A 24,526-nucleotide genomic window follows, 5' to 3' on the forward strand; every position below is an offset into this window, starting at 1 on the left:
AGCCCTAGCGGGAGGTGGCGCCGCACATCGCGGCAAACGCTTTCTCAAGCGGCGCACGCGGCAGGTCCAGCGTGATGAAGACCAGGCGCGTGCTGTGGTCTTCGTCCGGCCAGTCGGGCAGGGTGGATTCGGGGTAGCGCTCGCGCGAAACCGCGTGGATCACCCGCGGCGCAGGCTCGCCCGCGACGTTCACCAAACCCTTCAGGCGCAGCACGCGGTCGCCGGCCACCTGCAGCAGCAGGTCGATGGCGTCGATGAAGGCGTCCCACTCAAAAGGCGTGTCAAAGCGCAGCAGATGGGTGGCGATGCGGCCATCGTGGGCAGGCGGCGCTGCTGCGCGCTGGCCGAAGGCGCCCCGCGCGGCCGGTGCGGCGGCGATGCGCGCCGCCCCCAGCCACGCGGCCACCGCCGGCCCGCGTTGCGCCGGGTCGTAGAGAGCCATGCCGGCCAGCAGATCGGCTGGCACTGCGCCTTGCCGGCTCAGGAAACGCTGGGCGCCGGGATTGAGCGCATCGAGCTGCCGATGCGCCTCGGCCACTTCATCGTCGCTGGCGATATCGCACTTGCTCAGCACGACGCGGTCCGCCATCGCGATCTGGCGCTGCGCTTCGACGTGCTGGGCAAGCTGCCAGGCGGCATGGCGCGGATCGAGCGTGGCCACCACGCCATCGAGCCTGAAGCGGTGCGCGAGGAAAGGGTCGCGCATCAGGGTGTTGATCACCGGCGCCGGATCGGCGAGGCCGGTGGTTTCGATCACCACGCGATCAAGCCGCGCCAGCGTGCCGGCCTCGTGCCGCAGGGTGAGGTCGCGCAGTGCGCGGGCGAGGTCGCCGCGCACCGTGCAGCACAGGCAGCCGGATTCAAGCAGCACCACTTCTTCGTCCACCCGCTCGATCAGCAGGTGATCGAGCCCGACTTCGCCCACTTCGTTGATCAGCACCGCGCAGCCGGCCATCGCCGGGTCGCGCAGCAGGTGGTTGAGCAGGGTGGTCTTGCCGCTGCCGAGAAATCCGGTCAGCAGGCTTACGGGGATGGGTTTGGCCATGCGCCCGATTCTAAGCAAAGCGGCCCGCGCCTGCCGCACGGCGCCGGCCGCTGGCGCGGCGGGGCGCGGTCTGATTCAATCGCGGCTCGGTTTCCTGGGGTGTTTCAGTGATGCGGCGCGTGTTCTTGATGATGGTGCTTCTGGGCGGTACGGGCTGTGCCACACAGGTGGCGAAAGACCCGATTGCGGCCGTCAAGCCGGGCGGCGAGAAGCCGATCGCCTTCCAGCATTCGATCTTGTCCGGGCACGACGCCGCGGTGCTGGTGGGGGCCGAGCATCTGCGCGTCGGCGACATCCTGCTGTCGGCGGCCAAAGGGCTGACGTCGGCGGGCATCCGTTTGTTCACGCTGGCGCCGGTCAGCCATGCCGCGCTGTACATCGGTGGCGATCAGGTGGCCGAAGCGGTGGGCGACGGGGTGCGCGTGCGCTCGCTGCAAGCGGTGATCGACGAGGAGTCGATGGTCGCGGCTTTCCGCAATCCGCGGGTCGATGAGGCCAGCGGCGAGCGTATCCGCGACTTCGCCCAGGCCAGGGTGGGCGGCCAGTACAACTATGTTGGCGTGCTGATGCAGGCGCCGTTCACCATCGAACGGCGTTTGTGCGAGCTGCCGATGGTGTCGGAAACCTTGCGCGATGCCTGCATCCAGGGCATTGCAAGCGTCCAGCTGGGCAGGCGCGCGGTGCGCGACGACCGCTTCTTCTGCTCGCAGCTGGTGCTCGAAGCCTACCGGCAGGCCGGCGTGCCGCTCACGCGTGCCGAGCCAGCCTGGATTTCACCGGCGGACATCCTGCACATGCGCGAAGGCGACGTGTCATCGGTGCAGATCGAGCAGCCGCTCAGCTATGTCGGGCACCTGAAGCTGCCGGACGCCCCGCTGCCGCAGGGCGAGGCATCGCGCCCGGCCGCCGGCGGCTAAGGCGCGCCGGCCAATTGCATCCAGGGCGCCTGCCGCGGCGCCCGCTGGCGCATCACTCCGCCTCGACCAGCTGCAATTCAATCGTCTGGGCGACCACCTGCCCGGGCGGGGTGTATCGCCATTGCTTGACGGCGTCGAGCACCGGCTGACGCAGCGCCGAGTTGCTGGCCTTGAGCACTTCGGCGTCGGCTACGCTGCCGTCGGCGGCAATGTTGAAACGCACGGTCGCGCTTTGCGCACCCTGGAGGCGCCGCCGGGTGGCGCTGCTGATGTCCGGTTCGACCATGCTGACCAGCTTGGGCGGCGCAAGCACCGCAGCGGCGATCACGGGGGCTGCTGCCGCCGGCGCCGGTTCTGCTGGCGCTCCCGTTTTGGCGAGCGGCAGCGGCTCGGGCGCTGCGGGCGTTGCGCTGGCGGGGGGCTCGACCGGTTTGGGCGTGGCGGCGCCATTGCTTGCGGCGGTGGCGGGGGCGCTGGGCTTGGGTTTGGCCGCGCCCGCTGGCGGCGCTGCCGTGGGCGCCGGTTTGGCGGCGGGCGCCTTGTCCTTGCGCTCTTTCGTTGCGTCCATCTGCAGGATGAAGCGCATCGGGCCTTCGGCCTGCCGGCGCGTGGCTTCAGAGACTTCGCTCTCGCTGATGTTCAGCGGCGCCGGTTTCGCGGTCTGTGCAACAACCGGCGTTGCCGTCATCAGGGTGCCGTAAAGGCAGGTGGCGACCAGTGCGGTTTTGCCACACCCGCGCCGGGGGGCGGATAGGCCCGGCGCTGCAGTCAATCTCGTCAATCGAATCACTCCCCAGAAGTCGCGTGGATGCTGGCGCGCCGCCCCGTGGTACTCGTGGCACCGGCAGCTTGCCCTGAAAATTCGATAGCAGCAAAAAATACGCCAAATCTGTCGATCCGCCGCAAAGGGGTTCAGTTCCCCGTTCGGCATCCATCACGCACGACGGCCTAGTCCTTGTCCGGGCAAGGCTTTGTTCGGGCGGGGCCGCATTGTGGCCCGTGTCTTCGGCGCTGTTCAACATGCACCGCGTCATTGCTGCGTCGCGCCGGGCCGAGGCATCGGCGCACCGCGACAGTGCGCGGCGTACCGGTGCGGCGCACTGTTGACCGCACGGCTGTGCAGCGCCCGCGCGGCAGTGCAACAATCTGCTTGATGTGTGCGTCGTGAAGGAGGGCAGGTCATGGGATGGTTCGACTGGTTGCGCAAGGATGCGACCCCGGAGGGCGATGAGCCGGTATCGCCGGCGCTCGTGCGTGAGGCAAGCGATTACCTGATCCGGCAGACCGATCCGAAGCTGGCGCTCTGCAGCCGTGCGCACGAGCGGCTGGTGCCGGGCATCACCGCGGCGATCCAGCACATCCGTGCCGGCATCAAGCGCCTGCCCGATGCATGCGACGGGGCGCCGGAGAACTGGTCGCAGAGCCCCGAACTGGGCGCCTTCTTTGTCTCGCCCGATGACATGGTGCAGGCCTTCAGCCGCTCAGAGGCCCTGCAGGCCTTGTTCGAGGCGAATCCGCTGCTGGACGAGGCCTACACCGTGCTCGGCACCACGCTGATCGAAAAGCAGGGTTTCGGCATGGCGATGGCCGGCGAGATGTTGGTGCGCGATGTGCCGCAAACCAGCGTGAGCTTCACGAACCCGCGCGTGCACATCGTGGCGCTTGATCAGGAGGGCTTGCGCAAGGTGGCCGGGCGCCGCGTGTTTGAAGAGTTGGCGATGCTGGCGCTTGAACGCATCGAAGCCCAGCGCGAAGCGCGCAAGCAGCTCGGCGATGACCGCACCCTGCTTCAGGCCCGCCTGCAGATGCTGCACGGACACGGTACCGGCCTTGACGTGCATGAGGGCGATCAATCCGCCCTGCAGGCGCAGCTGGAAGCCAACAGCAAGGCGCTTGCCGCAGCCGGCGCCGGTGTCGACGTGCTCGAGCATGAGTTCAGCGTTTTGCAGGGCGTGCTGGAAGAGACGGCGTCGCTGGTTCAGATAACCGCCCGCACGATGCGGCTGACGGCGATGAATCTGCTGGTTGATGGGCCAACGACCGAGCCGGTGCGCGAGATCAACTTCCTCTACGCACGGGCCGAGCGCGAACGTCCGGTCACGCGGGCGGTGCTGCCGGTGCGCTTTCCGCGCCGCGCGATGCGCAACACCAAGATGAGTTTTGCCGACGCAAGCCGCCTGGCGATCTGAGCGCGGCGCGCTTCAGTCGGGAATGCTGCGCTCCGCGATCGAGCAGCGGTTGCGGCCGCTGCGCTTGGACACGTAGAGCGCGTCGTCGGCGGCGACCATCAGCTCCATCATCGTCGGATAGGCCGGAAAGTGCGCGATGCCGGCGCTGAAGGTGGCCGAGAACATGCCCTGTTCGGTCTGGTGGAAGATGCCGGAAAAGCCTTTGCGCAAGGTTTCGATCCGCTCCAGCGCATCGGCGGGCGAGCTGTCGAACAGCACGACGACAAACTCTTCTCCGCCGTAACGGCCCACGACGTCAGAGCGGCGCATACGCTGGCGCAGGTAGCGCGCGAGCGATTTGATCACCTTGTCGCCGGTGGTGTGGCCGTAGGTGTCGTTGACCTGCTTGAAATGGTCGATGTCGAGAATCGCGTAGCTCACCGGCACGCCCTGCCGGTCGGCCAGCAGCAACGTCTGCTGCAGTAGCGTCTTGGTCTTCACATGGTTGAACAGGCCGGTCAGGCTGTCTTCCACCATCAGGCGGCGCAGGCCGCGGTAACGCTCGGCCTTGCTCACCACCGCGCTGACCAGTTGGCCGGCGGAAATCGGTTTGGTGAGGAAGTCGTCGCCGCCCTGGCGCATCGCTTCCTGCTGTACCGATTCGCTGGTCTCGCTGGTGAGGTAGACGATCGGGATCGACTCGAAGGACTTGTTCTGGCGGATGATGCGCGCCACTTCGAGGCCAGTGCAGCCATCCATGTGAAAGTCGAGCAGCAGCACATCCGGCGCGAAATCCATCAGGGTTTCGAGAATCCGCGAGGGGTCGCGCAGGCTGCGCACATGCAGGTTGGGGAACTGGCCGAGAATGCGCTCGATGCTGGCCAGCACGGTGGCCGAATCATCGAGGGTGAGCACGCGGAAGGGCTCATCCTTGGATTCAAAGGCGATCGGGTCTACCGCATCGACCAGCGAATTGACCATCAGCGGCGTGACGAAGAAGCCCTGCGCGTCGTGACGCACGGCCTGCAGGCGCAGGCGGAAGCTGCCTTCGTCCGATAGTGCGAACCACTTGAGGCCGCAGCGGTTCATTTCCTGGACCACCGAGATCGTTTCGGCATCTAGCTCGCCGTCGAGCTGCGCGACGACCGCGACCGCACGGTTCATCAGCGCGTAGCGCACGCCATGGCGGTACTGGGTGAACACCTTGAACGCGTAGCCGTAGTGCTCCATCTGCACCAGCAGATCGCGGTGCGATTGGGCCTCGCGCGCGAGCAGCACCACCAGCGGCAGCGCTTCTCCGCCGCTGCTGCGTTCGGCTTGCCGGCCCCGCTCTTCGAGCGCGGCGCGCACCGCGGCGAAAATCGCGGGTAGCAACTGGTCAACCCGTGCCTTGTCCGCATCACCGTAGCGGCGATCGCTGCCGAGCATGTCGAGCAGCGGCGCCATCTGGGTTTCGAGCGCGCCGAGCTGGCAGGCGCTGGCCAGTTCCCCCAGGCGTTGGCAATGCAGCGCGAACTCGCGCCAGCGCTCGCCGGCGTCGCTGGCTTGCCAGATCGGCCGCCAGGATTGAACCAGCGCGTTCCAGGCGGCGTGCAGTTCAATGCGGTTCAGGCTTGGCCGGACAGAGGGCGGGGGGTTGGATGGGCTCACGCTGTGATCTACGGCAGTGGGGCTGGTTTCTGCAGGGTTGTCATTGTTTTGCGCATTGCGCCGCGTGCTTTGCAAGCGGGTTGTCCAAAACCGATGATGCGGCACCCGGGCCCGCATGAGGGCTTGGCCCGCGCGCGTGGGGAACCGGGCGATCCCGGCGCGAACCAAACCTTGGAGCGTAGCTTTGCGATTGTGCCAAGGAATTGCGTTGAAGCAAGGCGGCAAATGTCCCCCTTTGCCCAACATGGGGCACCTGCAGGAGGCGGTCGCGCGAATGGAGTCTGCGAAACAATGAACTACCTGGCTCATGCCCTGCTTGCTGGCCCAGCGATCACGGACCGCGTTGGCGGCCTTGCGGGCGACTTCGTCAAGGGATTGTTGCCGGGTACGCTGCCGCCAGGCCTGGCGGCCGGTGTGGCGCTGCATCGCGCCATCGACCAATGGGCCGACTCGCACCCGGCGTTTCGCGCAAGCCGCGCGCGGGTCAGCCCGGCCCGGCGGCGCTACGCGGGGATTCTTGTCGATGTCTTCTACGACCATCTGCTGGCGGTGCACTGGGATCACTATCACGCCATGCCGCTGGCGCGCTTTACCCGTCAGCTTTATGAAGAGGCCGCGCTGCATGTGGGCGAATTGCCCTCAAGGTTTGCGCAAGTTCTGCCGTTGATGCAATCAGATGACTGGCTTGCGGCATACCGCGAGCCGGCCGCAGTGGGTTTCGTGCTCGACGGCATGAGCCGGCGCCATGTGCGCCAGCCCAATCCGCTGGCTGGCGCGCTGGCCGAGCTTGAACGGAATTACGCAGGTTTCGAGGCGGACTTCCTGAGTTTCATGCCCGCGGCGATCGATTTTGCCGAACGACGCCTTATCACGCGCGTGACTTGCGGGCAATGACAAAAGCCATCAAGAGTGAGAAACTTTGAACGAATAGCATTAATTTTCTGACCACACTAGACCCGATACCAACATGAAAAAATCACTCATTGCACTGTTTGCCGTCGCCATGCTTGGCGCCCCTGTGGCGTTTGCGCAGGAGGAAGCGGAAGAAACCGAGGCTGCCGTCAAGCCAGGTGCCCTGGCGCCGTGGACGCTGCGTGTCCATTTCAAGCGTGAGAACAAGGACTACGACGGTTGGGGCGTGTATGCATGGAAGGGCCCGCGCAACGGCGCCCCCAAGTGGCCGGGTAACTGGCGCTTCAACCGCAAGGACGGCTATGGCGTGTTCTACGACGTGCCGCTGGGTGAAGGCGCCACGAACATGGAATTCCTGATTACCGACGGCAAGGGCAACAAGAGCTGCCCGAACGATCATAAGCTGACGCTGGCCACCAATCTGGCCACTCAGGGACAGGAAATCTGGCTGCGCCAGGGTGATTGCAAGATCTACAACTCACGCCCGCGCAACTGATTTTCTCCGCATCAGGCAGAAAGCCCGCTCGCACCGCGTAGCGGGCTTTTTGCTTTTCAGGGCTGGCGCAGCAGGCATTGCCGCCAGCGGCCGTCCACCCGCCTGGCGAACCATTCAGTGGTGAGCTCGCGCGTGATCTTCGGGCTTTCGAGGCGGATCTGCGGCAGCTGCTCGCGCGCGACCCTGCCCCCGGCCATTTTGTCGGCCAGCGCCATCACCCGTGCCCAGAGCGGGCTTTGTGCGAAGGCGGGCGACTTTTCGAGCAGCAGATCACGGCGGATTGCGGCATGGTTCAGCTCAAGACGCGGCGCGATCGATTGCAGGGCCGCTTCGGTGCCGCTGGTTTCCTTCAGGGCCTTGCCGTCGCGGTAACGCAGCAAGTCACCATCGAGCGCAAGGGCCCGGCCCGCGAGGCGGCCGGCCGCAGCCTGGAAGGCGACGTTGCGCGATGCATAGCGGCCGGCATTGAAGTCGGCAAAGCGGTAGAGCGGTGTCGGGTAGCTCGCCGGGTAGTCGAGCAGGTTCGCGATGCCGAAGTACACACCGCCGCGGCGGGTGAAGACCTCGTCGCGCACGCTGCCGCGACGCGGATAGGGGTAGGGGCGCGTGGCAAGCTGTTCTTCGGCAAAGGCCACCGACACCTGCATCGGCCCGCCGGTGCGGATCGGATTCTTGTTACCCAGCGCCTTCGCAAAGTCTGGGAGCTCGGCCACCATTTCGTTGAACAGGGCGTTCATCTCCCCTTCGGTGCGCAGGGTGTCGATGCGCTTGCCATAGCTGCGCCCATCGCGTGAGGGCTTGAGCAGTGCGAGGTCCACCACCGCAGACGGCAGCAGATAGGCGGCCGCCTTGGCGTAGAGCTGTTCGCGCACGATGCGGCCGAGCCCCGGCACCGGCGGATCGGCAATGAAGCTCGATTCCTGCTCGATCACCGCGATTGCGGCGCAGAAGTTATCGACTGTCGGGGGCAGCTGAAGCGCGGCGAAGGCGCGAAAGATGTCCTCCGCCCAGCCCTTGCGATCGCTTGCCTTGGATGGCAGCAAGCGCTGCACCAAAGCGACGCCTTCGCGTTCGTTAAGGTAGGGCGGGCGTGCCGGTGGGGCCGGGGTGGGCGGTGGCGCGGGCGGGCGCGACACATCGGTCGCACCGGGCGAGAGCGGTGCAGTCGCGCTGCCGGGTTCGGCCTGAGCGGGCGCCTCGCTTACCGGGGCTGCCGGGGAAGGGGCTTGCGGCGCGGTGGCGCAGGCCGTGAGCAAGAGGGCAGAACCAAGGCAGAGGGCTTGCAGGCGGATCATCGCAAGGGAAGGGGCAGCAGGGGCTGCTGATGATAAGCGAGCGAAGCCGGCACGCGGCCAGACGCGGTAAGCTTGGCGTCCTTCCGAATGGCTTTTTCATGATGGCTGACCACACGTTTGTTCTGACGCGCGAGCATGTCGCGCTATGCGATCTGCTCAAGCTGCTGTCGATTGCGCAGTCGGGCGGCCACGCCAAGAGCATGATCGCCGAGGGTCTGGTGACGGTTGATGGCAAGATCGAAACCCGCAAGACGCGAAAGCTCACCGGGGGCGAGCGCGTATGTGCCGCGGGTGAAACCGTGCGGGTGCAGGCAGCATGATCGGCGGCTGGGAGTTATCGGCCCTGTTGGCGATGGCGGGTCTGGTCTGGCTGTGGCTCGACAGCCTGCGCGCACGCGATGCCGGCGTGGTGGCCGCGCGCAAGACCTGCGAGCGAGAGGGGCTTCAGTTGCTCGATGAAACGGTTGCCATCGCCAAGATCCGCCTGGCCCGCAACGATGAGGGCCAGTTGCGGCTGCAGCGCACCTACGCCTTCGAGTTTTCCGACACCGGTGATAACCGGCGCAAAGGGGAAGTCACCTTGGTGGGCGCCGAAGTCGTCAGCCTCTACACCGGGCTGCGCATCCTGCACTGAGCCGCGGGCTCAGCCGCGCCGCCTGCCCATGCCGGGCGGGCCAGCCTCGCGGCTGCCAGTAGCGGGGCCGCCGGGCAGATCGATTCGATCCGGCAGCAGCGGCACGGTATCCGCCAGCAATTCATCGGCCAATTCCCGTTGCCGGGCATCGAGGTTGCGGTAAAGCCGCTCGGCGGCATCGCTGATCTGCTCGAGCGCTGCGAGGCGGTTTCGCAGTGGTGCGATGCGGGCTTCGATGCGGTGCGGCGCGTCGGGCTTGGTGCCGGCTTGGTTGGGCCGCTGCATGTCGCTGATGAAGGCCTGGATCTTGTCGGCGTAGTTCAGCCAGAGTGCTTCCTGCCGCGCATCCAGTTGCAAGGCGTCGTGCAGCGTCCGCAACTGGATTGCCAGGCTGTCCTCGGTGCGCTCGGTGCCCATCTCGCCGCGCGGCCCACCGGGCCCGCCACGCTGCATGCCGCCTTCGCCCGCAGGCGGGCCACGCCGCCCTTCCTGCGCAAGGGCGGTGTGGAGCGGGTGGGTGGCGCACAGGGCGTTCAGGCAAGGCAGCAGGAGGCGGCGGATCATGGCGGTAGCGCATACGTGTGGTGCAATGCCGCGCACTTTAGGGGCACCGGCCTTGCCAGGTGCGTATGCCGCGGGTGCAGATGCAATCACTTGTAAGCACGCCCGCCTACAATCGCGCGGATTAGTCGTTTCAGGATCAAAGATGCCGGATCAGGGCAATCAAGCATGGATGGGCGGGGGCCCCGCGCGATACCGCCGTTTGTGGTGGGGAATCGGCTGGGCGCTAGTGGCGCTCGTGGGGGTGTTCTCGCTGATGCCCAAACCGCCGGAAGTGCCGGGCGATCCCGGCAACTGGAGCGGCCATCTGATGGCCTACGGCGCGCTGGGCGCCTGGTTCGCGCGACTGCTCTTGCAAGGGCGCGAGCGTTTGCGCGCCGCGCTGCTGCTGATCGGCATGGGGGTGCTGATGGAAGTGCTGCAGGGCTTGAGCGGCTATCGCACCTTCGATCTGTTGGACATGTTCGCCAACACTTGCGGTGTGCTGCTGGGCATGCTGGCTGCGCCGCCGCGTCTGCCCAGCGGGCTGCCAATGCTCGAACGCTGGCTCTTGCGCCTGGGTTTCTAGCCGGCCGGTGAACGAGAAACCCGCCGCGATCGCTTGCTGATCAACGGCGGGTCGGGCTCGTTCTGGGGCGGGGTGCTATGCGGGCGCCGCCCACCGTTCTACTACTGGATGTGCACTTCCACGCGGCGTGCTTCGGCGTTGTCGCCGCTGCCTTCGGTGACGGCCGGCTTGCGCAGCTTGATGCGCGTGTCGGCTAAGCCAGCCGCAAGCAATGCGTCGCGCACCGTCAGCGCACGCTGTTTGGCGAGTTCGGCATTGCGGTGGGCATCGCCGGAGGCGTCGTGAAAGCCGGAAATCAGCACCAGCGCATCCGGTTTGGCGGCGGCCGCTTCTTCCACGCGCGCGACGGCGGCGGCGCCGTCTTCGGGCAGGATGGCATCGCCGACCGCGAAGTACAGTTTTACCAGGGCTTCGCCGACCGGCGCCGGGGCCTCGTCAGCGGCGGGGGCTTCGGCGGCGACTGCGGCGGCGGCACCGCCCATCGCCTGGTTCTTGGTGTAGATGCCCAGCCCTATGACCAGACCCAGCACCAGCGCGATGATGAAGCCGACCACCCACAACGCGATGTTTACGCCATCGTCCTGCTCGTCCACAGCTCTCTCCTTCGGTTAAGTTCGTAAAGCCCTGCGGCGGGTTGATCACCCGGCACGCTGCATTCTCTCGGCACGCCTGAGCAAGGTATCGAGTGCCTCGTCCTCGGCTTCGATGGCGGCAAACCCGGTTCGTGCATCGGCCACCAGTTCGCCACCGGCCCACTGGATCGGTTCGCTCACCAACTCGTGCGCCAGGCGCAGCGCCACCTGTGCCGCCGCTTTCGCATCGGTCTCCGGCAGCAGCAGCGCGAATCGCGCACCTTCCAGCCGTGCCACAACGTCGAGCGTGCGGGTGCCGCCCAGTGCAATGCCGGCCAGGCGCCGCAGGCTCGCGTCGCCGGCATTGTGCCCGTGTCGCGAAAGGATTGCGGCGAAATCGGCGATCTCGATCATCACCACCGCCAGCGGGTGCCCGTAGCGGCGGGCGCGGTCAAATTCGCGCTGCGCCATCTGCAGGAAGAAACGGCGGTTGAAGGCGTGTGTGGTTTCGTCGATCTGGGCAAGCCGCGCCAGATCAAGGCGCATGGCTTCGAGCGCCTGCAAGAGCCGCATGAAAGGTGCAAAGCACATCGGCACCGCGATCAGGGGCGCCAGCGCGGCGATCAACAAGGCAGTCAGATCCGGCAGATTGCCGGCAATCGCGTGCGCGGCGAGCGTGAGCGCCAGCGAGAGGACCACCGCCAGCGTGGTGGCCAGCAACAGGCCGCGGCGCGGCCCCATATGCAGCAGGGTATCGGCAACCTGCCCCATGCCGCTGCCAGGGGCTGATCGGGCCGTGTGGTGGTGCGCGTCCATGGACACTCCTGACGGGGCCGACGGCGCGGGCCATCGCAAGCGCCCGCAGAGCCTCAAAGCATACTGCGAACTCAGCGCCCGTGCTGTGGCACCATTCGCCCCGAACCCGCGCGAATGCCACCCATGCAAGGACTCCACCTCACCGCCGATCTGCTCGATTGCGCTTGCAGCGATGCCCTGCTGAGCGACCTGGACGCGCTTGCCGCGGCCTGCCGCGCAGACACCGTGGCTGCCGGGCTGACGCTGGTGTCCGAACTGTTTCACCGTTTTCCGGCGCCGCCCGATGGCCTTGCCGGCATCACCGGTGTGCTGCTGCTGGCCGAATCGCATCTTGCGGTGCACACCTGGCCGGAAGTGCGCGGCGTCACGCTCGATGCCTACGTGTGCAACTACTCGGCCGACAACTCCGCGCGTGCCGAGGCGCTGGTCGCGGCGCTGCTGGCGCGCTTTGAGCCACGGCGGGTGACGCGTAACCGCTTGATGCGAGGCGTATAGCGGGCACGGCCGGTGGCCGGGTGGTGGCGCAATCTCCCCGGCGCCGTGCGCGCCCGCTTCGGTGCATTTTGCGCAAGTGAGGCCCGAACCTTCGGCTCAGGCCTGTGCTGGGATAAGTCTAGGCAAGCTTGCACCGTCACTGCTGGCCAGCAGCCGGGGCGGTGATGCCCTGGTCTTCAGCACTGCACGCCTGAACCAAGTCTTGGGGTGCCCTCGATGCCGTAGCTCCCATAGTTGCCGAATGGTTGATCCAGCATATACCTGCATTGGATTTGCTCCGAAACCGGGTCGGGCTTACCGAGCCAATACACCGTTCCGAACGGATCCATGAAGCGCGAATCGCCTAGGTGCATTAGCTGCCAGGGAGCGACACCCCAGTCCTCTCCGGTCTGCCTGAGGGTGCCAGTAGTATCCGCCCGGAACTCGCCCCAACTTTCAACCCGCCCTGTTCGGTCGTACTGATAACTCACGAAACGGCCAACATAGCGTTCCGGGCGATCGATCGGCGGGTGGCTGCTGTTCGCGTTGCTGCGTTGCTGTGAGATCAACCAGTCGGCAAGTTGCTGGGTGAAGGCGAAACCGGCGGTTCCGATGTGATTGGTGCTCGCACGCTGAAAATCCACCTGCCCGCCGGCGGCTGTCAGCAGCCGCACCGCATGCTCGGCGTACGCGATGGGCACCGCTTCGTCGTTGGAGCCGTGAAACACTTTGAACGGCGTGGCGGCAAGTGCCTTGAAGGCACCACCCCAGAACGCATCGTCGTAGATGTAGCGATTGGCGACCTCGGTACTCAAACCGCCGGCGACGGGCGCCACGGCAGCGAAGCGGTAAGGGTAGCTAAGGCTGATGTTCCATGCCGTGATTCCGCCAAGGCTCATGCCGGTGAGGCTGACCCGTTCAGGGTCGACCTTGTAGCGGGCCTGGACGTCGCGAATCGCCGCATCGACGGCGTCGCGGCGAAAGAAGGCGCCATTCTTTGCAAGCGGCGCCACGACGATAGCGGCCGGGCGAACCCCGGACTTGTTGATGGCATACATGAGCCCGTCATTGCGCAACATCGTCATGTCTTTCCCGTTCGAGTCGGGCGCCGAGCCATGCAGGAAGACGATCAAGGGCCACTGCTTGTCATCGCTGCTCTCGTAGCCAGCGGGCAGGTAAAGCAGGTATTCCTTGTCGGAAAACTCGGTCAGCTCTTCCGCAGGCAGGGCTGTCACCTTCGACTCAATCATCTGGTAGCTCGCCGAGGGGTCGGGGGCTGGCGTGGGTTCGACTGCATCGTTGCCGCCGCAGGCGACAAGCAGACTGCAAAGCAGGGGTGCTACCCAGCGTGATGCGATACACATACGGATCTCCGTTTGTCATGAAGAAGCACTGAGCAGCCGCAATGACGATCGACCTCATGGGGACGACTTACTGTTTGCAAGGAGTCTAGTCATGCCAATTGACTTCCGCCGAGGTGGCGAACGTCACCCGTGAAGAAGTTGGCGACGGACGCGTGATTGGAGAAGGCATCACCGACCTGAACTAAACGCGACCAGCCGCCCACCGCGACCGATGCCAGCAAGCCGCGCCTGACGGCCCCTGCGGGGTTCAATGAGCCCGACGGTGTGCAAGCCGAAGAGCCAGCCAGGGACGGCAAGACAAGTGATGCGAAAGCGCGTCCGAGCACCGCTTCCGAGCGCAAGCGGGACATCTGCGAAGACATGCAGCGCATCTACGATGAGCGTGGTCGCGCCTTGCGCGGTGGCGCCAACACCGACGCGCAGCGCGAGCGCCTTGCCAAGGATCACAAGAAGAACCGCGACGAGCTCGGTTGCCAGTAGCGGCACGCTTGCCCGCAGCCCCGCGGCCGACACAGGCGGCGATGGTCAGCCGGAGTGTTGCGGCGCGGGGTCGATTTGTCGTGTGTCTCGCTGCGGTGCAGCTATGCGGTGATCGCCGAAGGCTTGAACAGCGGATGCATGCCCACGGGATGTGAGCGCCAGTACTGCGGCGGTGCGCTGATCTGCGCGCCAAGTTTGGCGGCAGCATGCCAGGGCCAGTGCGGGTTGTAGAGCATCACGCGGGCGACGCCCACCATGTCGGCGTGGCCGTTGGCGATGATCGCTTCGGCCTGCTCGGCCTCGGTGACCATGCCGACCGCGATGGTCGGCAGCCCTGATTCGGATCGGATGCGCGCGGCCAGTGGCACCTGGTAATTCGGCGTTGGTGTGATGGCCTGCAAGGGCGAGAGCCCGCCGCTGGATACATGGATGAAGGCGCAATCGCGCTTGGCCAGCGCTTGCGCCAGCACCACGCTCTGCTCGATGTCCCAGCCGCCCGCGACCCAATCGGTGGCCGAGATGCGGATGCCGACCGGCATGCTCGTCGGTACCGATTCGCGCACCGCATCGAATACCGCGAGCGGGAAGCGCATGCGGTTCTCCGGCGATCCGCCGTATTCGTCGGTACGCAGGTTCGACAAGGGCGAGAGGAACTGATGCAGCAGGTAGCCGTGCGCGGCGTGGATCTCGATCGCGTCGATACCGATGCGGTGGGCGCGCTGCGCGGCGCTGACGAAGCCCTGCAACACCCGTTGCAGGCCCGCCGAATCGAGGGCGGCCGGGGCGGCGTCGATGTCGTTGAAGGCCTGTGCTGAGGGTGCCACGGTCTGCCAGTCACCGCGCTGAGCGGGCAGCCACGGTGGCGCGCTGCCCGCCTTGCGGCCGGCGTGGGCGAGCTGGATCGCGATCGGCATTGCCGAGTACTTGCGCACGCTCTTGAGCACGTCGCCCAAGGCAGCCGCAGTCGAGTCCGACCACAGGCCGAGGTCGGCCGGGGAGATGCGCCCCTCGGGTTCGATTGCGGTCGCTTCGATGATCAGCAGCCCCGCGCCCGAGAACGCAAGCTGGCCAAGGTGGATGCGGTGCCAGTCGGTGGCATGGCCGTCTTCGGCCGAGTAGGTGCACATCGGCGCAATCACGATGCGGTTTTCAAGCTGGAGGGGGCCGATCGAGTACGGCGTGAAGAGTTGGCTCATGGCGTTTTCCTTGTTGCGGCGTGTGTGTCTCAGCATCCTTCAAGCACGATCTTGTCGATGGCCGCGCGGCTGTTGTGCCGGCAGTGGCCCGCGCAGGTTTGCAGCCTTGATCGTGCCAAGCTTGCCGCGCGTGGTCGAGGGTATCGCAGCCTGCTCCAGCCGTCTGCGCCGTTCGCTCAAGCGAACGTGCGGCGCCAGCACCTTACCGGGCTGACAGCGCGCGCGGCGGTCCTGGCGTTACCCGCTTGAACGCGCGGCCCGGGCGCGCACCCCTGCGTGCGATTCATCACCCGTTTGCGCAGTCTGCCCCGCGTTTGCCGCAGTTCATCGCAAGCCGGTCGCGACCGATTCGGCGCGCTGCCATCCTTCACTCAACGCAGCACCAATCGACACCGAACGGGCGCCGCGGCCCCCGACCAAGCACGAAAGGAATCGCCATGAAAACCCAACTGATCCGCAACAGCCACAAAGTTGTCGCCGGTTTGCTTGCCGCACTCGGGATGGTGATGTGCGTCGGCACTACCGTGGTGGGCTACGAGCAAGTCGCCTCACAGGCAGCCGTTGCGGCGCCGCTGGCGGTGGCGTCGCTTGATGCCCGGCGGACTTGATCGGCGGCTGATGCGCGCGTCAGGCCTACCAGAAGGCGCGCAGCAGCTCGGCCGTTTCCGTTGCGATCACGGCCAGCCATACCGCCATTGCGATACCGACGGCGGCGGCGGCCATATCCTTGATCACCTTGATCTTATGGTTCTCGCGGGTTTCAACGAAGTCGCACAGGGCCTCGATTGCGCTGTTGAAGATTTCGGCCACCAGCACAAAGGCGGTTGCAAGTAGGATCAGCAAGACGTCGAGCCACTCGCGAAAGTGGAACGCGAGCGCAAGCACGATGGCCGATAGCCCCAGTTTCCAGGTAACCGACCAGTCGTAGATGACGGCATAGCGCAGGCCCGAGAACACGGTTTTCACCTTGCGCCAGGGGTGGTAGCCGGGTTCGCCAATGCCAAGGAATTTGTGTCTCATCGTGCCGAACTCCAGGTGGGCAAGTGCCGCAGCGTCAGGGGCCACGCAAGGCCCGCGATCAGGCCGATCAGGATGTCACTCGGAAAATGCACCTGAAGGTGCAGCCGTGACCAGGCAACCAGCACGACCAGCGCTGTGCCGGCGATCATCGCCGGGGTGCGCCACGGTGCCGCGTTGCGGCCCGGGGCGACCAGCCAGGCGGTGATGAAGGCCGCGATCTGCAGCGAATGGGCGCTGGGAAAGCTGGCGTCGATCGGCATGTCGATCAATGCCGCGAGGGCGGGGCGCTTGCGGTCGAGGGCCAGCTTCATTGCATGGGCCATCAGCACCGCGCCCGCTAGGGCGCCTGGGACGAAGAATGCCGCGACCGAAGGCTGACGCCGCCAGTGCATTGCCGCATGGAGCAGCGCGAGCGGCCCCAGCACCAGGACCGAGCCGGCCCAGGTCACCGCGCGGAAGAAGGCATCGGCCAGCGGCCCGTGCGCGGTCGCCGCGAGCGCCAGGCCGCCGGTGTCGAAGGCGCCGGCCCGGCATTCCCCCGCGGGGCAGGTGATCGCGGCGCCCAACACCAGGATCGCCGGCGCCGTCAGGATCAAGGCGAGTACGCGCCAGTCCAGGGCCGCCTTGGCGCCACTTGCAGGGGGCGGCCACGCGCCGCGCCGGCTCATCCTTATCCCCCCGCCTGCGGGCCGGCGCCTGCGCGGGCGTCCTTGCGCAGCGACAGCACGATCGAGGTGAAGATGATCGCCGCCACCACACCCAGCGAGAACAGCACCGGGATCTTGTAGAGGTCGATCAGCAGCATTTTCACGCCGATGAACACCAGCACCATCGCCAGGCCGTACTTGAGCAAGGAAAAGCGATCGGCCATGTCGGCGAGCAGGAAGTACATCGCGCGCAGACCGAGGATCGCGAACACGTTGGAGGTGAGCACGATGAACGGGTCGGTCGTGATCGCGAAGATCGCCGGGATCGAATCCACCGCGAAGATCAGGTCGGTGATCTCCACTAGCACCAGCACGAGGAACAGCGGCGTCGCGTAGCGCACCAGCTTGCCGGCCTGCTCGCGCATGACGAAGAAGCGCTCACCGTGCAGCTCGTCGGTCACGTTCATGTGCTTGCGGATCCACTTGATCACCGGGTTGTTGCCCAGATCCGGCTTCTGGTCGGCGAACACCCACATCTTCACGCCGGTGATCAGCAGGAAGGCGCCAAAAACGTAGAGGATCCAGTGGAACTTGGCGATCAGCCAGACGCCGGCAAAGATCATGATGGTGCGCATCACGATCGCCCCGAGCACGCCCAGGATCAGCACCCGCTTCTGCAGTTCGATCGGGATCGCAAAGAAGCTGAACAGCATCAGCCAGACGAAGACGTTGTCGACCGCCAGCGACTTTTCGATCAGGTAGCCGGTGACGTATTCCAGCGTTTTCGCGTTCGCCACCTCGCGCCCCGCGCTACCGTCCAGATACCACCACAGCGCGCCGGCGAAGACGAAGGACACCGCCACCCATATGCCGGACCAGGTGGCCGCTTCCTTGAACGAAACGCGATGCTGCTTGCCGCCACCCACCACGAAAAGGTCGATCGCGAGCATCACCAGGACGATGGCGAAGAAGCCCGCCCACATCCACCATGTGCCGATTGTTTCCATTGAATTGGCTCCCAAGTTGTTTCCAGTTCGCTGCTGCATTGCAGCAGTTCCGGTGTCCAGCGCGCAAGGCGTGCCGACCGATATTCTGGAAACGGACCTTCGCCTGCGCGGCAAAGGTCTTGCTCACAACCTCCGCACAAAACAACGGCTGGTTGCCCGACGCACCGGGAAAGCACGCTGGCCTTTCCGTACTGACGACACGCCGGTGGAGAGCTACTCCCCCTTGGGACGCTTTCAAGATAGATTGCCCGACTAATTTCGTCAACTAATTCGTCGCGCGCCCGGGTGCAAAGCCGACCCCCGCTGACCGCCGGATTAATCCGGGAATCCCGCAGTCTGCCCCGCGTTTGCCGCAGCTCATCGCACGCCGGTCGCGAGGGATTCGGCGCGCCGCCATCCTTCACTCAACGCAGCACCGATCGACACCAAACGGATGCTGCAGCCCCCGACAAAGTGTGAAAGGAACCGTCATGAAAACCCAACTGATCCGCAACAGCCACAAAGTCGTCGCAGCCCTGCTCGCCGTGGTCGGCACCGTGCTGTGCCTGGGCAGCACGGCGGTGGGCTACGAGCAGGTGGCTTCGCAGGCGGTGGTGGAAGTGCCGTTGGCGGTGGCGTCGGTGGAGGCGGACCGGGGCTGACCCTGCGTGTCAGCGGCGCACTGTCGCGATGGCCTGCCGGGTGGCAGGCGCTTTCACCTTCACAAGAAATGAAACGCAGGCGCCAGGCGCTGCATTTGCTGCACACAGGCCATCGGAACCGGATGTGCCGCAGGCGTTGCGTGGCCGAGTACGCGGTCTCACTGGCATCGCTGATGCGCTGGGAAACCGGGGGCGAAACTCGCACTCGCCCATTTTGCGGTCGCCGAATCCACGTGGCGCAGCCTGTTCCAGAACTTCAAGCTGCCCGGTTGCGACGGGTAGTCTTGAAGCGCTGCGGCGGCGCGGCGATTGCAAAGCAATCAGATCACGAAGGTGCCTGAATTCGCGCCCAGCGCGTAGGCGTCGTAAAGGCTCAATCCACCGATCTTGACCTTCTGGGCCGGGCCTTTGACGTCCTTGACCGAGCCGGCAATGAAATCCGGGCCACCGAACTGGTTGCAGGTAATGTCGCAGATGCCGGCCGCCGCTTTGCCGCGGACCGATACGAAGTAGTGATCCGAAGTGGATTTGACGCGAATCACGCGTGAATCGATGTAGGCGAACTTGTGCACGTAGAACTTTGCCGCGACGACCGAGGCCCAGATGCACATGCCCTTGAGTTGGTTTCCATTCGTGACCGGAATACCCAAGGCCTTGCAGTTGGTTCGGGTCAGATCAATCAGCGCGGCCCAGACCCTGTCATCAATACCCCACGCACCGCTGGGTGCCGGCAAGTCCGAGGACTTGGTCTTGTTGAACAGGTTGTACGCCATCTCGACCATCATCGAGGGCGGATTCTCGACTTCCCATGCCATGCGGTTGCTCCAAGGGTTGGTTGCCAAAGCTGCCGCACCGCACAAGCGGGCGTGCGCAGCGAGCATAGCGCCTCGGCGCACAACCCGGTAGCGAGCCGAGCACGACGGGTGTCGATAAGCCCAACGGTGATAGGTGGGCGACACCCGTAGCGGCAGATCCGTGGCGTCCGTGAAGCACCGCACGCCGCTGCGGACGAGGCCTGCGCCTCAGCCTGAACCCAGGTGGCGAGGAAGGCGCCCGAGCAATGACGCTTCCGGTCCGCGTTTTCAGCACTCTGCCCCGCATTTGCTGCAGTTCATCGCACGCCGGTCGCGACCGATTCGGCGCTCCGCCATCCTTCACTCAACGCAGCACCGATCGATACCGAACGGATGCTGCGGCCCCAAAAGCAGAGAGTGAGAGGAAAAGCCATGAAAACCCAACTGATCCGTAACAGTCACAAAATCGTCGCAGGCTTGCTCGCCGTGATCGGCACCGTGATGTGCCTCGGCACCACGGTCGTCGGTTACGAGCAGGTGGCCGCGCAGGCGGTGGTGGAGGTGCCGGTGGCGGTGGCGTCGGTGGATGCGGAGCGCGGCTGAGGAATTCGATCGGCCGCCTACGGTGCCTGAACGGGCGCGGTGCCCGGTTGTACGAACAGGCCCGGCAGGGCTTGGTTGTTGAAGTCGAACAGGGTCATGTTTTCCCAGTTCGACTGGAGTGAGTCGGGCGTCGCGACCCAGTCTGGCGCCCAGTAGATCCAGCCCTTTTCGCCCGGCGTGGCGGCGCTCTGGATCTGCCGTGTGAGCGCGGCAAGGTAGTCCGCCTGCCCGTTCGGCGTGGGCGGAAAGCGTTTGAGCAGACCTTCATGCGTGCCGACTGCGTTGTGCGCGGTGCCGCGCCAGTCCAGCGTCCAGGGGTAGGCGGTTTCGACCAGCAGCACCGGCTTCTGGTAGCGGTCGGCATAGCCTTCGAGCAGGCGCGGCAGGGTGTCGAAGGCCTCGGCGCCGCCCCAGAAGGTGTAGTACGAGAGGCCGATCACGTCGTAGCGGATCTGCTCACGCGCGACGCCGTCGAAGAAGTGTTCGACGAAGCGGGTGTCGGCGCCGTTTTCCACATGCAGCACGATGCGCACGCCGGCGTCGGCCCCGTAGGCTTCATCCACGCCGGCCCGCGCGGCGCGCATCAGTTGGCCGAAGCGTGCCCAGGATGCGGCATCGCCCCTGAGTTGGCCGAGCGGCCACAGGAAGCCGCCGCCGGTTTCGTTGCCGAGCTGGATCAGTTGCGGTCGCGCGCCGGCCTGGTCGAGCGCGACGAGGCAATCGCGGGTGTAGCGCTGTACCTGATCGGCGAGCGCCGGCAGGGGCAAGTTGGCCCATGCGGCGGGCGTGGTCTGGTGCTGCGGGTCGGCCCACCAGTCGCTGTAGTGGAAGTCGAGCATGAAGCGCATGCCGCTGGCGCGGATGCGCTTGGCGAGCGCGATCACTTCTTGCAGGCTGCTGGCGCCGCTGGCGTTGTGGGGTGAAGGCCCCACCCATAGGCGCACCCGCATCAGGTTGAAGCCGGCCTCGCGGTAGATTTGCAGCAGCTCTTGCGACCGGCCATTCGCGCTGAACTTCACCCCGGCCGCATCGAGCGCCGGGATGAAGGACACATCGGCACCCTTGATGAAGGCGCCGCTATCGGCCAGCGGCGGTGCCGCCGTGCAGCACAGCGCCACTGCTGCCAACAAGGCAGTCAGCAGCGCTTGCGCCGCGCGCCGCATCAGCGCGTTGGCTTCTTGCCCCAGGGCTTCTTCTCACCGCTGAAACCGGGTTTCGGCGGCCGATCGCCCCAGGGGCGGGCCGGGCGGTCAGCTTGCGGCCGCGCCGGGCGGTCGCCCCAAGGCTTGTCGCCTTGAGGACGATCGCCTTGCGGGCGATCACCGTAGGGGCGGTCCCCCGCAGGCCGGTCACCATAGGGCCGATCACTGCGGGGACGATCGCCGGCCGGGCGATCACTCGCGGCGCGATCCGGATAGGGGCGCGGATTCTGCGGGCGGTCGCCGTAGGGGCGCGGGGGCCGATCCCCCCAGCTGCGTTCGCCTTGCGGACGGTCGCCCTGCGGGCGCGGCGGCCTGTCGCCTTGCGGGCGATCAGCCTGCGGCCGGTCGTTGCCCCAACGGCCTTGCGGCTTGCGCTCGTCGAAGCGCGGCGCGCCACGGTCGCCTTCGCGATGGCCACCACCGCCCCAACCGCCACCGCTGCGTTCTTCGCGGAACTCGCGGCGCGGCGGGCGGCGGTCCATGCCGTCGGCTTCGCCTTCTTCAAGCAGGCGGATCGCCAGCGCCTGGCGACGTACGCGGATTGCGCCCAGTTGCTGAAGCAGATCGGCCGGCAGATCGCGCGGCAGTTCCACCGTGGAAAAGTCCGGGAACAGGTTGATCTGGCCGATGAAGCGGCCTTCGATGCCCCCTTCGTTGGCGATCGCGCCGACGATTTCCTTCGGCATCACGCCGTCGTTGCGGCCCACCGCGATGCGGTAGCGCGCCAGCGCACCGGCAGAGAACTCGCGTCGCTTGGCGAGGATCTCGTCGCGGTTCTCACGCGTCGGGCGTTCGCGCTCGCGTTCCGGCCTTGCCGCGGGCTCATCGGGCCACTCGGCCGGGTCGAGCTTGAGCGGGCGTTCGCGCTGGGCGATCCAGGCCAGCGCCGCGGCGATCTCGTGCGCGGTGAGGTCCTGCTCGTCTTCCATCTGGCTCACCAGCTCGACGAAGTATTCGAGCTTTTCGTTCTCGATCACCTCGGTGATCTGCTGCTTGAACTGCTCGGCGCGTTTGACTTCGACCTCGCTGCGCGTAGGCAGGCGCAGCGGTTCGATCGTGGCGCGGGTGACGCGCTCGATCGTCTTGAGCATGCGGAATTCGCGCGGGCTGACGAACAGGATCGCGCTGCCGGTACGCCCCGCCCGCCCGGTGCGGCCGATGCGGTGCACATAGGCTTCGGTGTCGTAGGGGATGTCGTAATTGATCACGTGTGAGACGCGCGGCACGTCGATGCCGCGGGCGGCGACGTCGGTCGCCACGACGATGTCGAGCGCGCCGCTTTTCAGTTGCTCGATCACGCGTTCGCGCAGGCCCTGCGTCATGTCGCCGTTCAGCGCGGCGGCGGCAATGCCGCGTGCTTCGAGCTTCTGCGCGAGTTCTTCGGTGGCGATCTTGGTGCGCACGAAGACGATGGCGGCGTCGAAGTCGTCTTCCACTTCAAGGATGCGGGTCAGCGCATCGAGCTTGTCCATGCCGCGCACCGTCCAGTAGCGCTGGCGGATCGCCTCGACGGTGCTGGTCGCGTTGCGGATCTTCACTTCGCGTGGCTCGCGCAGGTAGGTGCGCGCAACGCGGCGGATCGGCTCCGGCATCGTCGCCGAGAACAGCGCGGTCTGGCGCTCGGCCGGTGTGTGCTGGAGGATCCATTCAACATCGTCGATGAAGCCCATGCGCAGCATTTCGTCGGCTTCGTCGAGCACCATCATGCGCAGGCCGTCGAGCTTGAGGCTCTCGCGTTCCAGGTGATCCATCACCCGGCCCGGTGTGCCGACGATGACATGCGGGCCGCGCGACAGCGCACGCAGCTGCACCACCATGCTCTGGCCACCGTAGATCGGCAGCACGTGGAAGCCGGGCAGGTGGTGGGCGTACTTCTGCAGGGCCTCGGCGACCTGGATCGCCAGCTCGCGCGTCGGCGTGAGCACCAGCGCTTGCGGCTGGCGCACGGCCAGGTCGATGCGGGCGAGCATCGGCAGCGCGAAGGCGGCCGTCTTGCCGGTGCCGGTCTGTGCCTCGCCGATGATGTCGGCGCCTTCCAGCAGGTGCGGAATGCACTGGGCCTGGATTGGCGAGGGGGTTTCGTAGCCCACTTCACTGAGCACGCGCAGTAGCGCTTCGGGCAGGCCGAGCTCGGCGAAGGTGATGGCGGGGGTTTGTGTTTCGGGTGTGGTCATGGCGCGGGCCCTGCTCTGGCGGCCAGCGAAAAGCCGGCCAACCCTGAAGTATCGCCGACGCAGCGCGGTTTGCCGAATATCTTCGGGGGTCGGACTTGTCGCGCGGCAGCCCTGTGGGGCGCCGTGGCCGCTTCGTGCCGGGTTCAGTGCTCGCCGTTGGCCTCGCGCGGCGGGCTCCAGCGTTCCGCTACGTGACGCGACTGGTAGTCCAGCTCGGGGAACAGCGCTGCTTCGGTCATGCCGATCAGCGCCAGTTCGCGGCGGATGCCGGCGCGCTTGGCCGTCGGTACGCGCAACCACTTGAGGATGCGTGTGCGGCGCAGTGCCGCGTCGATGTCCAGCAGATCGATCGGTGCGCCGATCGCGCTGGGTGAGCGGTCCTTGCCCTCCCATGCCGCCGCATCGGCGACGTAACGCCCGCCGTGCAGCGTGAAGGTGCCAGACTGGTTGCGGATGCGCGGGTTGCCGCGCGGCGGAAACACCGCCACCGGCATCGAGAGCCGCAGCGCCAGCCGCTCGGGCGCCGCCCAGTCTGAATCGTCGAACAGATTGCCCGGCTTTTCGCCGCGAGCGCCGGTGAGCGGCACCGCGCGCAAGTCCAGCGCGCGTGGCTCGCTGGCAATTTGCGAGACCGGGATCGGCGTGTCGCCAATTGCGCCAAGCAAGCGCGTGTGCCGATAGGCCTCACCGGCGACATCCGGCGCGTGCAGGCTGCGCGCCACACTGTCGTGCCACTCGTCGCGGTTGCGCACGCGGCACAGCGCGGCGCGGGCAATCACGTCGGCGTCGTCGGCGTACAGCAGCTCGGCACTGCGGCGGCTGGCGGAACTGTAGTAGTTGAGCCGCCGCGCATTCAGGATCCACAGTGCCGCGTCTTCGCCCGATTCGTCCAGTTGCGGATCGCGAACCGCGAAGAACAGGGCGACGAGCAGGTTCTCTGTCCAGTCGAGCAGGCGGGTCGGCGCGAGGTAGTGTTGCATCGTCACCAGTGCCGCGAAGTCCGGCGTGCCGGCGGGCACTGCGTCGGGGTTCAGCGCGCGGAAGTGGCGCGTCAGCGATACCTCATCCACCGGCGCGCTGCCGGCGTTGGGCCGCAGCAAGCCCGGCACGAGGCGGTAGCTCGCCCGCTCATGGCCGCGAAACCACAGCCCGAAGCGCGCATCGCCGCGCCGCGCGCTGGCCTCGGGCGCCAGGGTGTCGAGCAGTTTGCCGCGCGCAACGGCGTCGATCGCCTGCGCAACGCTTTCGATGGTTTTCGATTCGGCGGGGATCTCACGCATGGCGGGCTTG

The 24,526-nt window shown here is 66.3% G+C and carries 28 protein-coding genes; 12 read left to right on the forward strand and 16 right to left on the reverse strand.

Annotated elements, in window-relative coordinates; all coding sequences use genetic code 11:
• Window positions 1-4: 4 nt before the first annotated feature.
• Window positions 5-1,045: a CobW family GTP-binding protein gene (locus OPU71_RS06255; protein WP_267726291.1), complete on the reverse strand. Its 1,041-nt coding sequence runs from the start codon at window positions 1,043-1,045 to the stop codon at window positions 5-7.
• A 110-nt stretch (window positions 1,046-1,155) separates the two neighbouring features.
• On the opposite strand from OPU71_RS06255, the gene OPU71_RS06260 reads away from it, so the two are divergent.
• Window positions 1,156-1,962: a YaeF family permuted papain-like enzyme gene (locus tag OPU71_RS06260; RefSeq protein WP_267726293.1), complete on the forward strand. Its 807-nt coding sequence runs from the start codon at window positions 1,156-1,158 to the stop codon at window positions 1,960-1,962.
• A 52-nt stretch (window positions 1,963-2,014) separates the two neighbouring features.
• On the opposite strand, the gene OPU71_RS06265 is transcribed toward OPU71_RS06260, so the two are convergent.
• Entirely contained in the window at window positions 2,015-2,743 is a 729-nt protein-coding gene (locus OPU71_RS06265; protein WP_267726296.1) for a TonB family protein, read from the reverse strand.
• A gap of 400 nt (window positions 2,744-3,143) precedes the next feature.
• Between OPU71_RS06265 and OPU71_RS06270 the strand changes: the two genes are divergently transcribed.
• Window positions 3,144-4,151, forward strand: coding sequence for a hypothetical protein (locus tag OPU71_RS06270; RefSeq protein WP_267726297.1), 1,008 nt, complete (start codon window positions 3,144-3,146; stop codon window positions 4,149-4,151).
• 12 nt (window positions 4,152-4,163) lie between these two features.
• On the opposite strand, the gene OPU71_RS06275 is transcribed toward OPU71_RS06270, so the two are convergent.
• A complete protein-coding gene (locus OPU71_RS06275; protein WP_267726298.1) occupies window positions 4,164-5,780 on the reverse strand; it encodes a sensor domain-containing diguanylate cyclase in 1,617 nt (538 codons plus the stop codon).
• Window positions 5,781-6,071: 291 nt separating this feature from the next.
• On the opposite strand from OPU71_RS06275, the gene OPU71_RS06280 reads away from it, so the two are divergent.
• On the forward strand, window positions 6,072-6,674 hold the full coding sequence (locus OPU71_RS06280) for an ACP phosphodiesterase (RefSeq protein WP_267726299.1): 603 nt from the start codon (window positions 6,072-6,074) through the stop codon (window positions 6,672-6,674).
• 73 nt (window positions 6,675-6,747) lie between these two features.
• Window positions 6,748-7,188, forward strand: coding sequence for a pullulanase-associated domain-containing protein (locus tag OPU71_RS06285; protein ID WP_267726301.1), 441 nt, complete (start codon window positions 6,748-6,750; stop codon window positions 7,186-7,188).
• Between the two features lie 56 nt (window positions 7,189-7,244).
• Here OPU71_RS06285 and OPU71_RS06290 read toward each other — a convergent pair whose 3' ends face one another.
• On the reverse strand, window positions 7,245-8,483 hold the full coding sequence (locus OPU71_RS06290) for a DUF1615 domain-containing protein (RefSeq protein ID WP_267726303.1): 1,239 nt from the start codon (window positions 8,481-8,483) through the stop codon (window positions 7,245-7,247).
• Window positions 8,484-8,584: 101 nt separating this feature from the next.
• Here OPU71_RS06290 and OPU71_RS06295 point away from each other — a divergent pair, with 101 nt between their 5' ends.
• The gene (locus OPU71_RS06295; protein ID WP_267726304.1) at window positions 8,585-8,803 is read left to right on the forward strand and encodes an RNA-binding S4 domain-containing protein; all 219 of its coding nucleotides are present in this window, start codon (window positions 8,585-8,587) and stop codon (window positions 8,801-8,803) included.
• Window positions 8,800-9,117 carry a DUF3301 domain-containing protein gene (locus OPU71_RS06300; RefSeq protein ID WP_267726305.1) on the forward strand — a complete coding sequence of 106 codons (318 nt, stop codon included), beginning with the start codon at window positions 8,800-8,802 and terminating at the stop codon, window positions 9,115-9,117. The genes OPU71_RS06295 and OPU71_RS06300 overlap by 4 nt, the downstream gene beginning before the upstream one ends.
• A 9-nt stretch (window positions 9,118-9,126) precedes the next feature.
• Here the strand turns inward: OPU71_RS06300 and OPU71_RS06305 are convergent, their stop codons facing one another.
• A complete protein-coding gene (locus OPU71_RS06305; RefSeq protein ID WP_267726306.1) occupies window positions 9,127-9,681 on the reverse strand; it encodes a hypothetical protein in 555 nt (184 codons plus the stop codon).
• Window positions 9,682-9,880: 199 nt separating this feature from the next.
• Between OPU71_RS06305 and OPU71_RS06310 the strand changes: the two genes are divergently transcribed.
• Window positions 9,881-10,246 (forward strand): VanZ family protein, encoded by a 366-nt coding sequence (locus OPU71_RS06310; protein WP_267726307.1) that lies wholly within the window; start codon window positions 9,881-9,883, stop codon window positions 10,244-10,246.
• Between the two features lie 101 nt (window positions 10,247-10,347).
• On the opposite strand, the gene OPU71_RS06315 is transcribed toward OPU71_RS06310, so the two are convergent.
• Window positions 10,348-10,839: an OmpA family protein gene (locus OPU71_RS06315; protein WP_267726308.1), complete on the reverse strand. Its 492-nt coding sequence runs from the start codon at window positions 10,837-10,839 to the stop codon at window positions 10,348-10,350.
• A 45-nt stretch (window positions 10,840-10,884) separates the two neighbouring features.
• Window positions 10,885-11,634 (reverse strand): GGDEF domain-containing protein, encoded by a 750-nt coding sequence (locus OPU71_RS06320; protein WP_267726309.1) that lies wholly within the window; start codon window positions 11,632-11,634, stop codon window positions 10,885-10,887.
• 123 nt (window positions 11,635-11,757) lie between these two features.
• Here OPU71_RS06320 and OPU71_RS06325 point away from each other — a divergent pair, with 123 nt between their 5' ends.
• Window positions 11,758-12,129 carry an S-adenosylmethionine decarboxylase family protein gene (locus OPU71_RS06325; RefSeq protein WP_267726310.1) on the forward strand — a complete coding sequence of 124 codons (372 nt, stop codon included), beginning with the start codon at window positions 11,758-11,760 and terminating at the stop codon, window positions 12,127-12,129.
• Window positions 12,130-12,305: 176 nt separating this feature from the next.
• Here the strand turns inward: OPU71_RS06325 and OPU71_RS06330 are convergent, their stop codons facing one another.
• Entirely contained in the window at window positions 12,306-13,472 is a 1,167-nt protein-coding gene (locus OPU71_RS06330; protein ID WP_267726311.1) for an alpha/beta hydrolase-fold protein, read from the reverse strand.
• Window positions 13,473-13,736: 264 nt separating this feature from the next.
• Between OPU71_RS06330 and OPU71_RS06335 the strand changes: the two genes are divergently transcribed.
• Window positions 13,737-13,952, forward strand: coding sequence for a hypothetical protein (locus OPU71_RS06335; protein WP_267726312.1), 216 nt, complete (start codon window positions 13,737-13,739; stop codon window positions 13,950-13,952).
• Between the two features lie 101 nt (window positions 13,953-14,053).
• Here the strand turns inward: OPU71_RS06335 and OPU71_RS06340 are convergent, their stop codons facing one another.
• Window positions 14,054-15,148, reverse strand: coding sequence for an NADH:flavin oxidoreductase/NADH oxidase (locus OPU71_RS06340; protein WP_267726313.1), 1,095 nt, complete (start codon window positions 15,146-15,148; stop codon window positions 14,054-14,056).
• Window positions 15,149-15,585: 437 nt separating this feature from the next.
• Between OPU71_RS06340 and OPU71_RS06345 the strand changes: the two genes are divergently transcribed.
• A complete protein-coding gene (locus tag OPU71_RS06345; protein ID WP_267726314.1) occupies window positions 15,586-15,756 on the forward strand; it encodes a hypothetical protein in 171 nt (56 codons plus the stop codon).
• Between the two features lie 25 nt (window positions 15,757-15,781).
• Here OPU71_RS06345 and OPU71_RS06350 read toward each other — a convergent pair whose 3' ends face one another.
• From OPU71_RS06350 to OPU71_RS06360, 3 genes are all read right to left on the reverse strand, one after another.
• The gene (locus tag OPU71_RS06350) at window positions 15,782-16,168 is read right to left on the reverse strand and encodes a diacylglycerol kinase (protein WP_267726315.1); all 387 of its coding nucleotides are present in this window, start codon (window positions 16,166-16,168) and stop codon (window positions 15,782-15,784) included.
• On the reverse strand, window positions 16,165-16,764 hold the full coding sequence (locus OPU71_RS06355) for a phosphatase PAP2 family protein (RefSeq protein WP_267726316.1): 600 nt from the start codon (window positions 16,762-16,764) through the stop codon (window positions 16,165-16,167). Before OPU71_RS06355 ends, OPU71_RS06350 begins: the two co-directional genes overlap by 4 nt.
• A gap of 74 nt (window positions 16,765-16,838) precedes the next feature.
• Window positions 16,839-17,822 carry a TerC family protein gene (locus tag OPU71_RS06360; protein ID WP_267726317.1) on the reverse strand — a complete coding sequence of 328 codons (984 nt, stop codon included), beginning with the start codon at window positions 17,820-17,822 and terminating at the stop codon, window positions 16,839-16,841.
• A gap of 470 nt (window positions 17,823-18,292) precedes the next feature.
• Here OPU71_RS06360 and OPU71_RS06365 point away from each other — a divergent pair, with 470 nt between their 5' ends.
• Complete coding sequence (locus tag OPU71_RS06365; protein WP_267726318.1) at window positions 18,293-18,463, forward strand: hypothetical protein; 171 nt, start codon at window positions 18,293-18,295, stop codon at window positions 18,461-18,463.
• Between the two features lie 320 nt (window positions 18,464-18,783).
• Here the strand turns inward: OPU71_RS06365 and OPU71_RS06370 are convergent, their stop codons facing one another.
• Complete coding sequence (locus tag OPU71_RS06370) at window positions 18,784-19,278, reverse strand: hypothetical protein (RefSeq protein ID WP_267726319.1); 495 nt, start codon at window positions 19,276-19,278, stop codon at window positions 18,784-18,786.
• Between the two features lie 411 nt (window positions 19,279-19,689).
• Here OPU71_RS06370 and OPU71_RS06375 point away from each other — a divergent pair, with 411 nt between their 5' ends.
• Entirely contained in the window at window positions 19,690-19,860 is a 171-nt protein-coding gene (locus OPU71_RS06375; protein WP_267726320.1) for a hypothetical protein, read from the forward strand.
• A 17-nt stretch (window positions 19,861-19,877) separates the two neighbouring features.
• Here OPU71_RS06375 and OPU71_RS06380 read toward each other — a convergent pair whose 3' ends face one another.
• The 3 genes from OPU71_RS06380 to OPU71_RS06390 all read right to left on the reverse strand — a co-directional run bounded on the left by OPU71_RS06380 (window position 19,878) and on the right by OPU71_RS06390 (window position 24,516).
• Window positions 19,878-21,023 carry a glycoside hydrolase family 53 protein gene (locus OPU71_RS06380; protein WP_267726321.1) on the reverse strand — a complete coding sequence of 382 codons (1,146 nt, stop codon included), beginning with the start codon at window positions 21,021-21,023 and terminating at the stop codon, window positions 19,878-19,880.
• On the reverse strand, window positions 21,023-23,236 hold the full coding sequence (locus tag OPU71_RS06385; protein WP_267726322.1) for a DEAD/DEAH box helicase: 2,214 nt from the start codon (window positions 23,234-23,236) through the stop codon (window positions 21,023-21,025). Before OPU71_RS06385 ends, OPU71_RS06380 begins: the two co-directional genes overlap by 1 nt.
• Window positions 23,237-23,379: 143 nt before the next feature.
• Window positions 23,380-24,516 carry an FRG domain-containing protein gene (locus tag OPU71_RS06390; RefSeq protein ID WP_267726324.1) on the reverse strand — a complete coding sequence of 379 codons (1,137 nt, stop codon included), beginning with the start codon at window positions 24,514-24,516 and terminating at the stop codon, window positions 23,380-23,382.
• Between the last annotated feature and the right edge of the window lie 10 nt (window positions 24,517-24,526).

Source organism: Niveibacterium sp. 24ML, from assembly GCF_026586805.1.
Classification (GTDB): Bacteria; Pseudomonadota; Gammaproteobacteria; order Burkholderiales; family Rhodocyclaceae; genus Niveibacterium.

Excerpts from the sequence above, each read along its gene's own strand:
- OPU71_RS06380 (WP_267726321.1), bottom strand. The coding sequence starts at position 21,023 with ATGCGGCGCGCGGCGCAAGCGCTGCTGACTGCCTTGTTGGCAGCAGTG.
- OPU71_RS06345 (WP_267726314.1), top strand. The coding sequence starts at position 15,586 with ATGAAAACCCAACTGATCCGCAACAGCCACAAAGTTGTCGCCGGTTTG.
- OPU71_RS06290 (WP_267726303.1), bottom strand. The coding sequence starts at position 8,483 with ATGATCCGCCTGCAAGCCCTCTGCCTTGGTTCTGCCCTCTTGCTCACG.
- OPU71_RS06360 (WP_267726317.1), bottom strand. The coding sequence starts at position 17,822 with ATGGAAACAATCGGCACATGGTGGATGTGGGCGGGCTTCTTCGCCATC.
- OPU71_RS06300 (WP_267726305.1), top strand. The coding sequence starts at position 8,800 with ATGATCGGCGGCTGGGAGTTATCGGCCCTGTTGGCGATGGCGGGTCTG.
- OPU71_RS06280 (WP_267726299.1), top strand. The coding sequence starts at position 6,072 with ATGAACTACCTGGCTCATGCCCTGCTTGCTGGCCCAGCGATCACGGAC.
- OPU71_RS06320 (WP_267726309.1), bottom strand. The coding sequence starts at position 11,634 with ATGGACGCGCACCACCACACGGCCCGATCAGCCCCTGGCAGCGGCATG.
- OPU71_RS06270 (WP_267726297.1), top strand. The coding sequence starts at position 3,144 with ATGGGATGGTTCGACTGGTTGCGCAAGGATGCGACCCCGGAGGGCGAT.
- OPU71_RS06325 (WP_267726310.1), top strand. The coding sequence starts at position 11,758 with ATGCAAGGACTCCACCTCACCGCCGATCTGCTCGATTGCGCTTGCAGC.
- OPU71_RS06330 (WP_267726311.1), bottom strand. The coding sequence starts at position 13,472 with ATGTGTATCGCATCACGCTGGGTAGCACCCCTGCTTTGCAGTCTGCTT.
- OPU71_RS06260 (WP_267726293.1), top strand. The coding sequence starts at position 1,156 with ATGCGGCGCGTGTTCTTGATGATGGTGCTTCTGGGCGGTACGGGCTGT.
- OPU71_RS06370 (WP_267726319.1), bottom strand. The coding sequence starts at position 19,278 with ATGGCATGGGAAGTCGAGAATCCGCCCTCGATGATGGTCGAGATGGCG.
- OPU71_RS06390 (WP_267726324.1), bottom strand. The coding sequence starts at position 24,516 with ATGCGTGAGATCCCCGCCGAATCGAAAACCATCGAAAGCGTTGCGCAG.
- OPU71_RS06340 (WP_267726313.1), bottom strand. The coding sequence starts at position 15,148 with ATGAGCCAACTCTTCACGCCGTACTCGATCGGCCCCCTCCAGCTTGAA.
- OPU71_RS06365 (WP_267726318.1), top strand. The coding sequence starts at position 18,293 with ATGAAAACCCAACTGATCCGCAACAGCCACAAAGTCGTCGCAGCCCTG.
- OPU71_RS06375 (WP_267726320.1), top strand. The coding sequence starts at position 19,690 with ATGAAAACCCAACTGATCCGTAACAGTCACAAAATCGTCGCAGGCTTG.
- OPU71_RS06350 (WP_267726315.1), bottom strand. The coding sequence starts at position 16,168 with ATGAGACACAAATTCCTTGGCATTGGCGAACCCGGCTACCACCCCTGG.
- OPU71_RS06285 (WP_267726301.1), top strand. The coding sequence starts at position 6,748 with ATGAAAAAATCACTCATTGCACTGTTTGCCGTCGCCATGCTTGGCGCC.
- OPU71_RS06385 (WP_267726322.1), bottom strand. The coding sequence starts at position 23,236 with ATGACCACACCCGAAACACAAACCCCCGCCATCACCTTCGCCGAGCTC.
- OPU71_RS06255 (WP_267726291.1), bottom strand. The coding sequence starts at position 1,045 with ATGGCCAAACCCATCCCCGTAAGCCTGCTGACCGGATTTCTCGGCAGC.
- OPU71_RS06295 (WP_267726304.1), top strand. The coding sequence starts at position 8,585 with ATGGCTGACCACACGTTTGTTCTGACGCGCGAGCATGTCGCGCTATGC.
- OPU71_RS06305 (WP_267726306.1), bottom strand. The coding sequence starts at position 9,681 with ATGATCCGCCGCCTCCTGCTGCCTTGCCTGAACGCCCTGTGCGCCACC.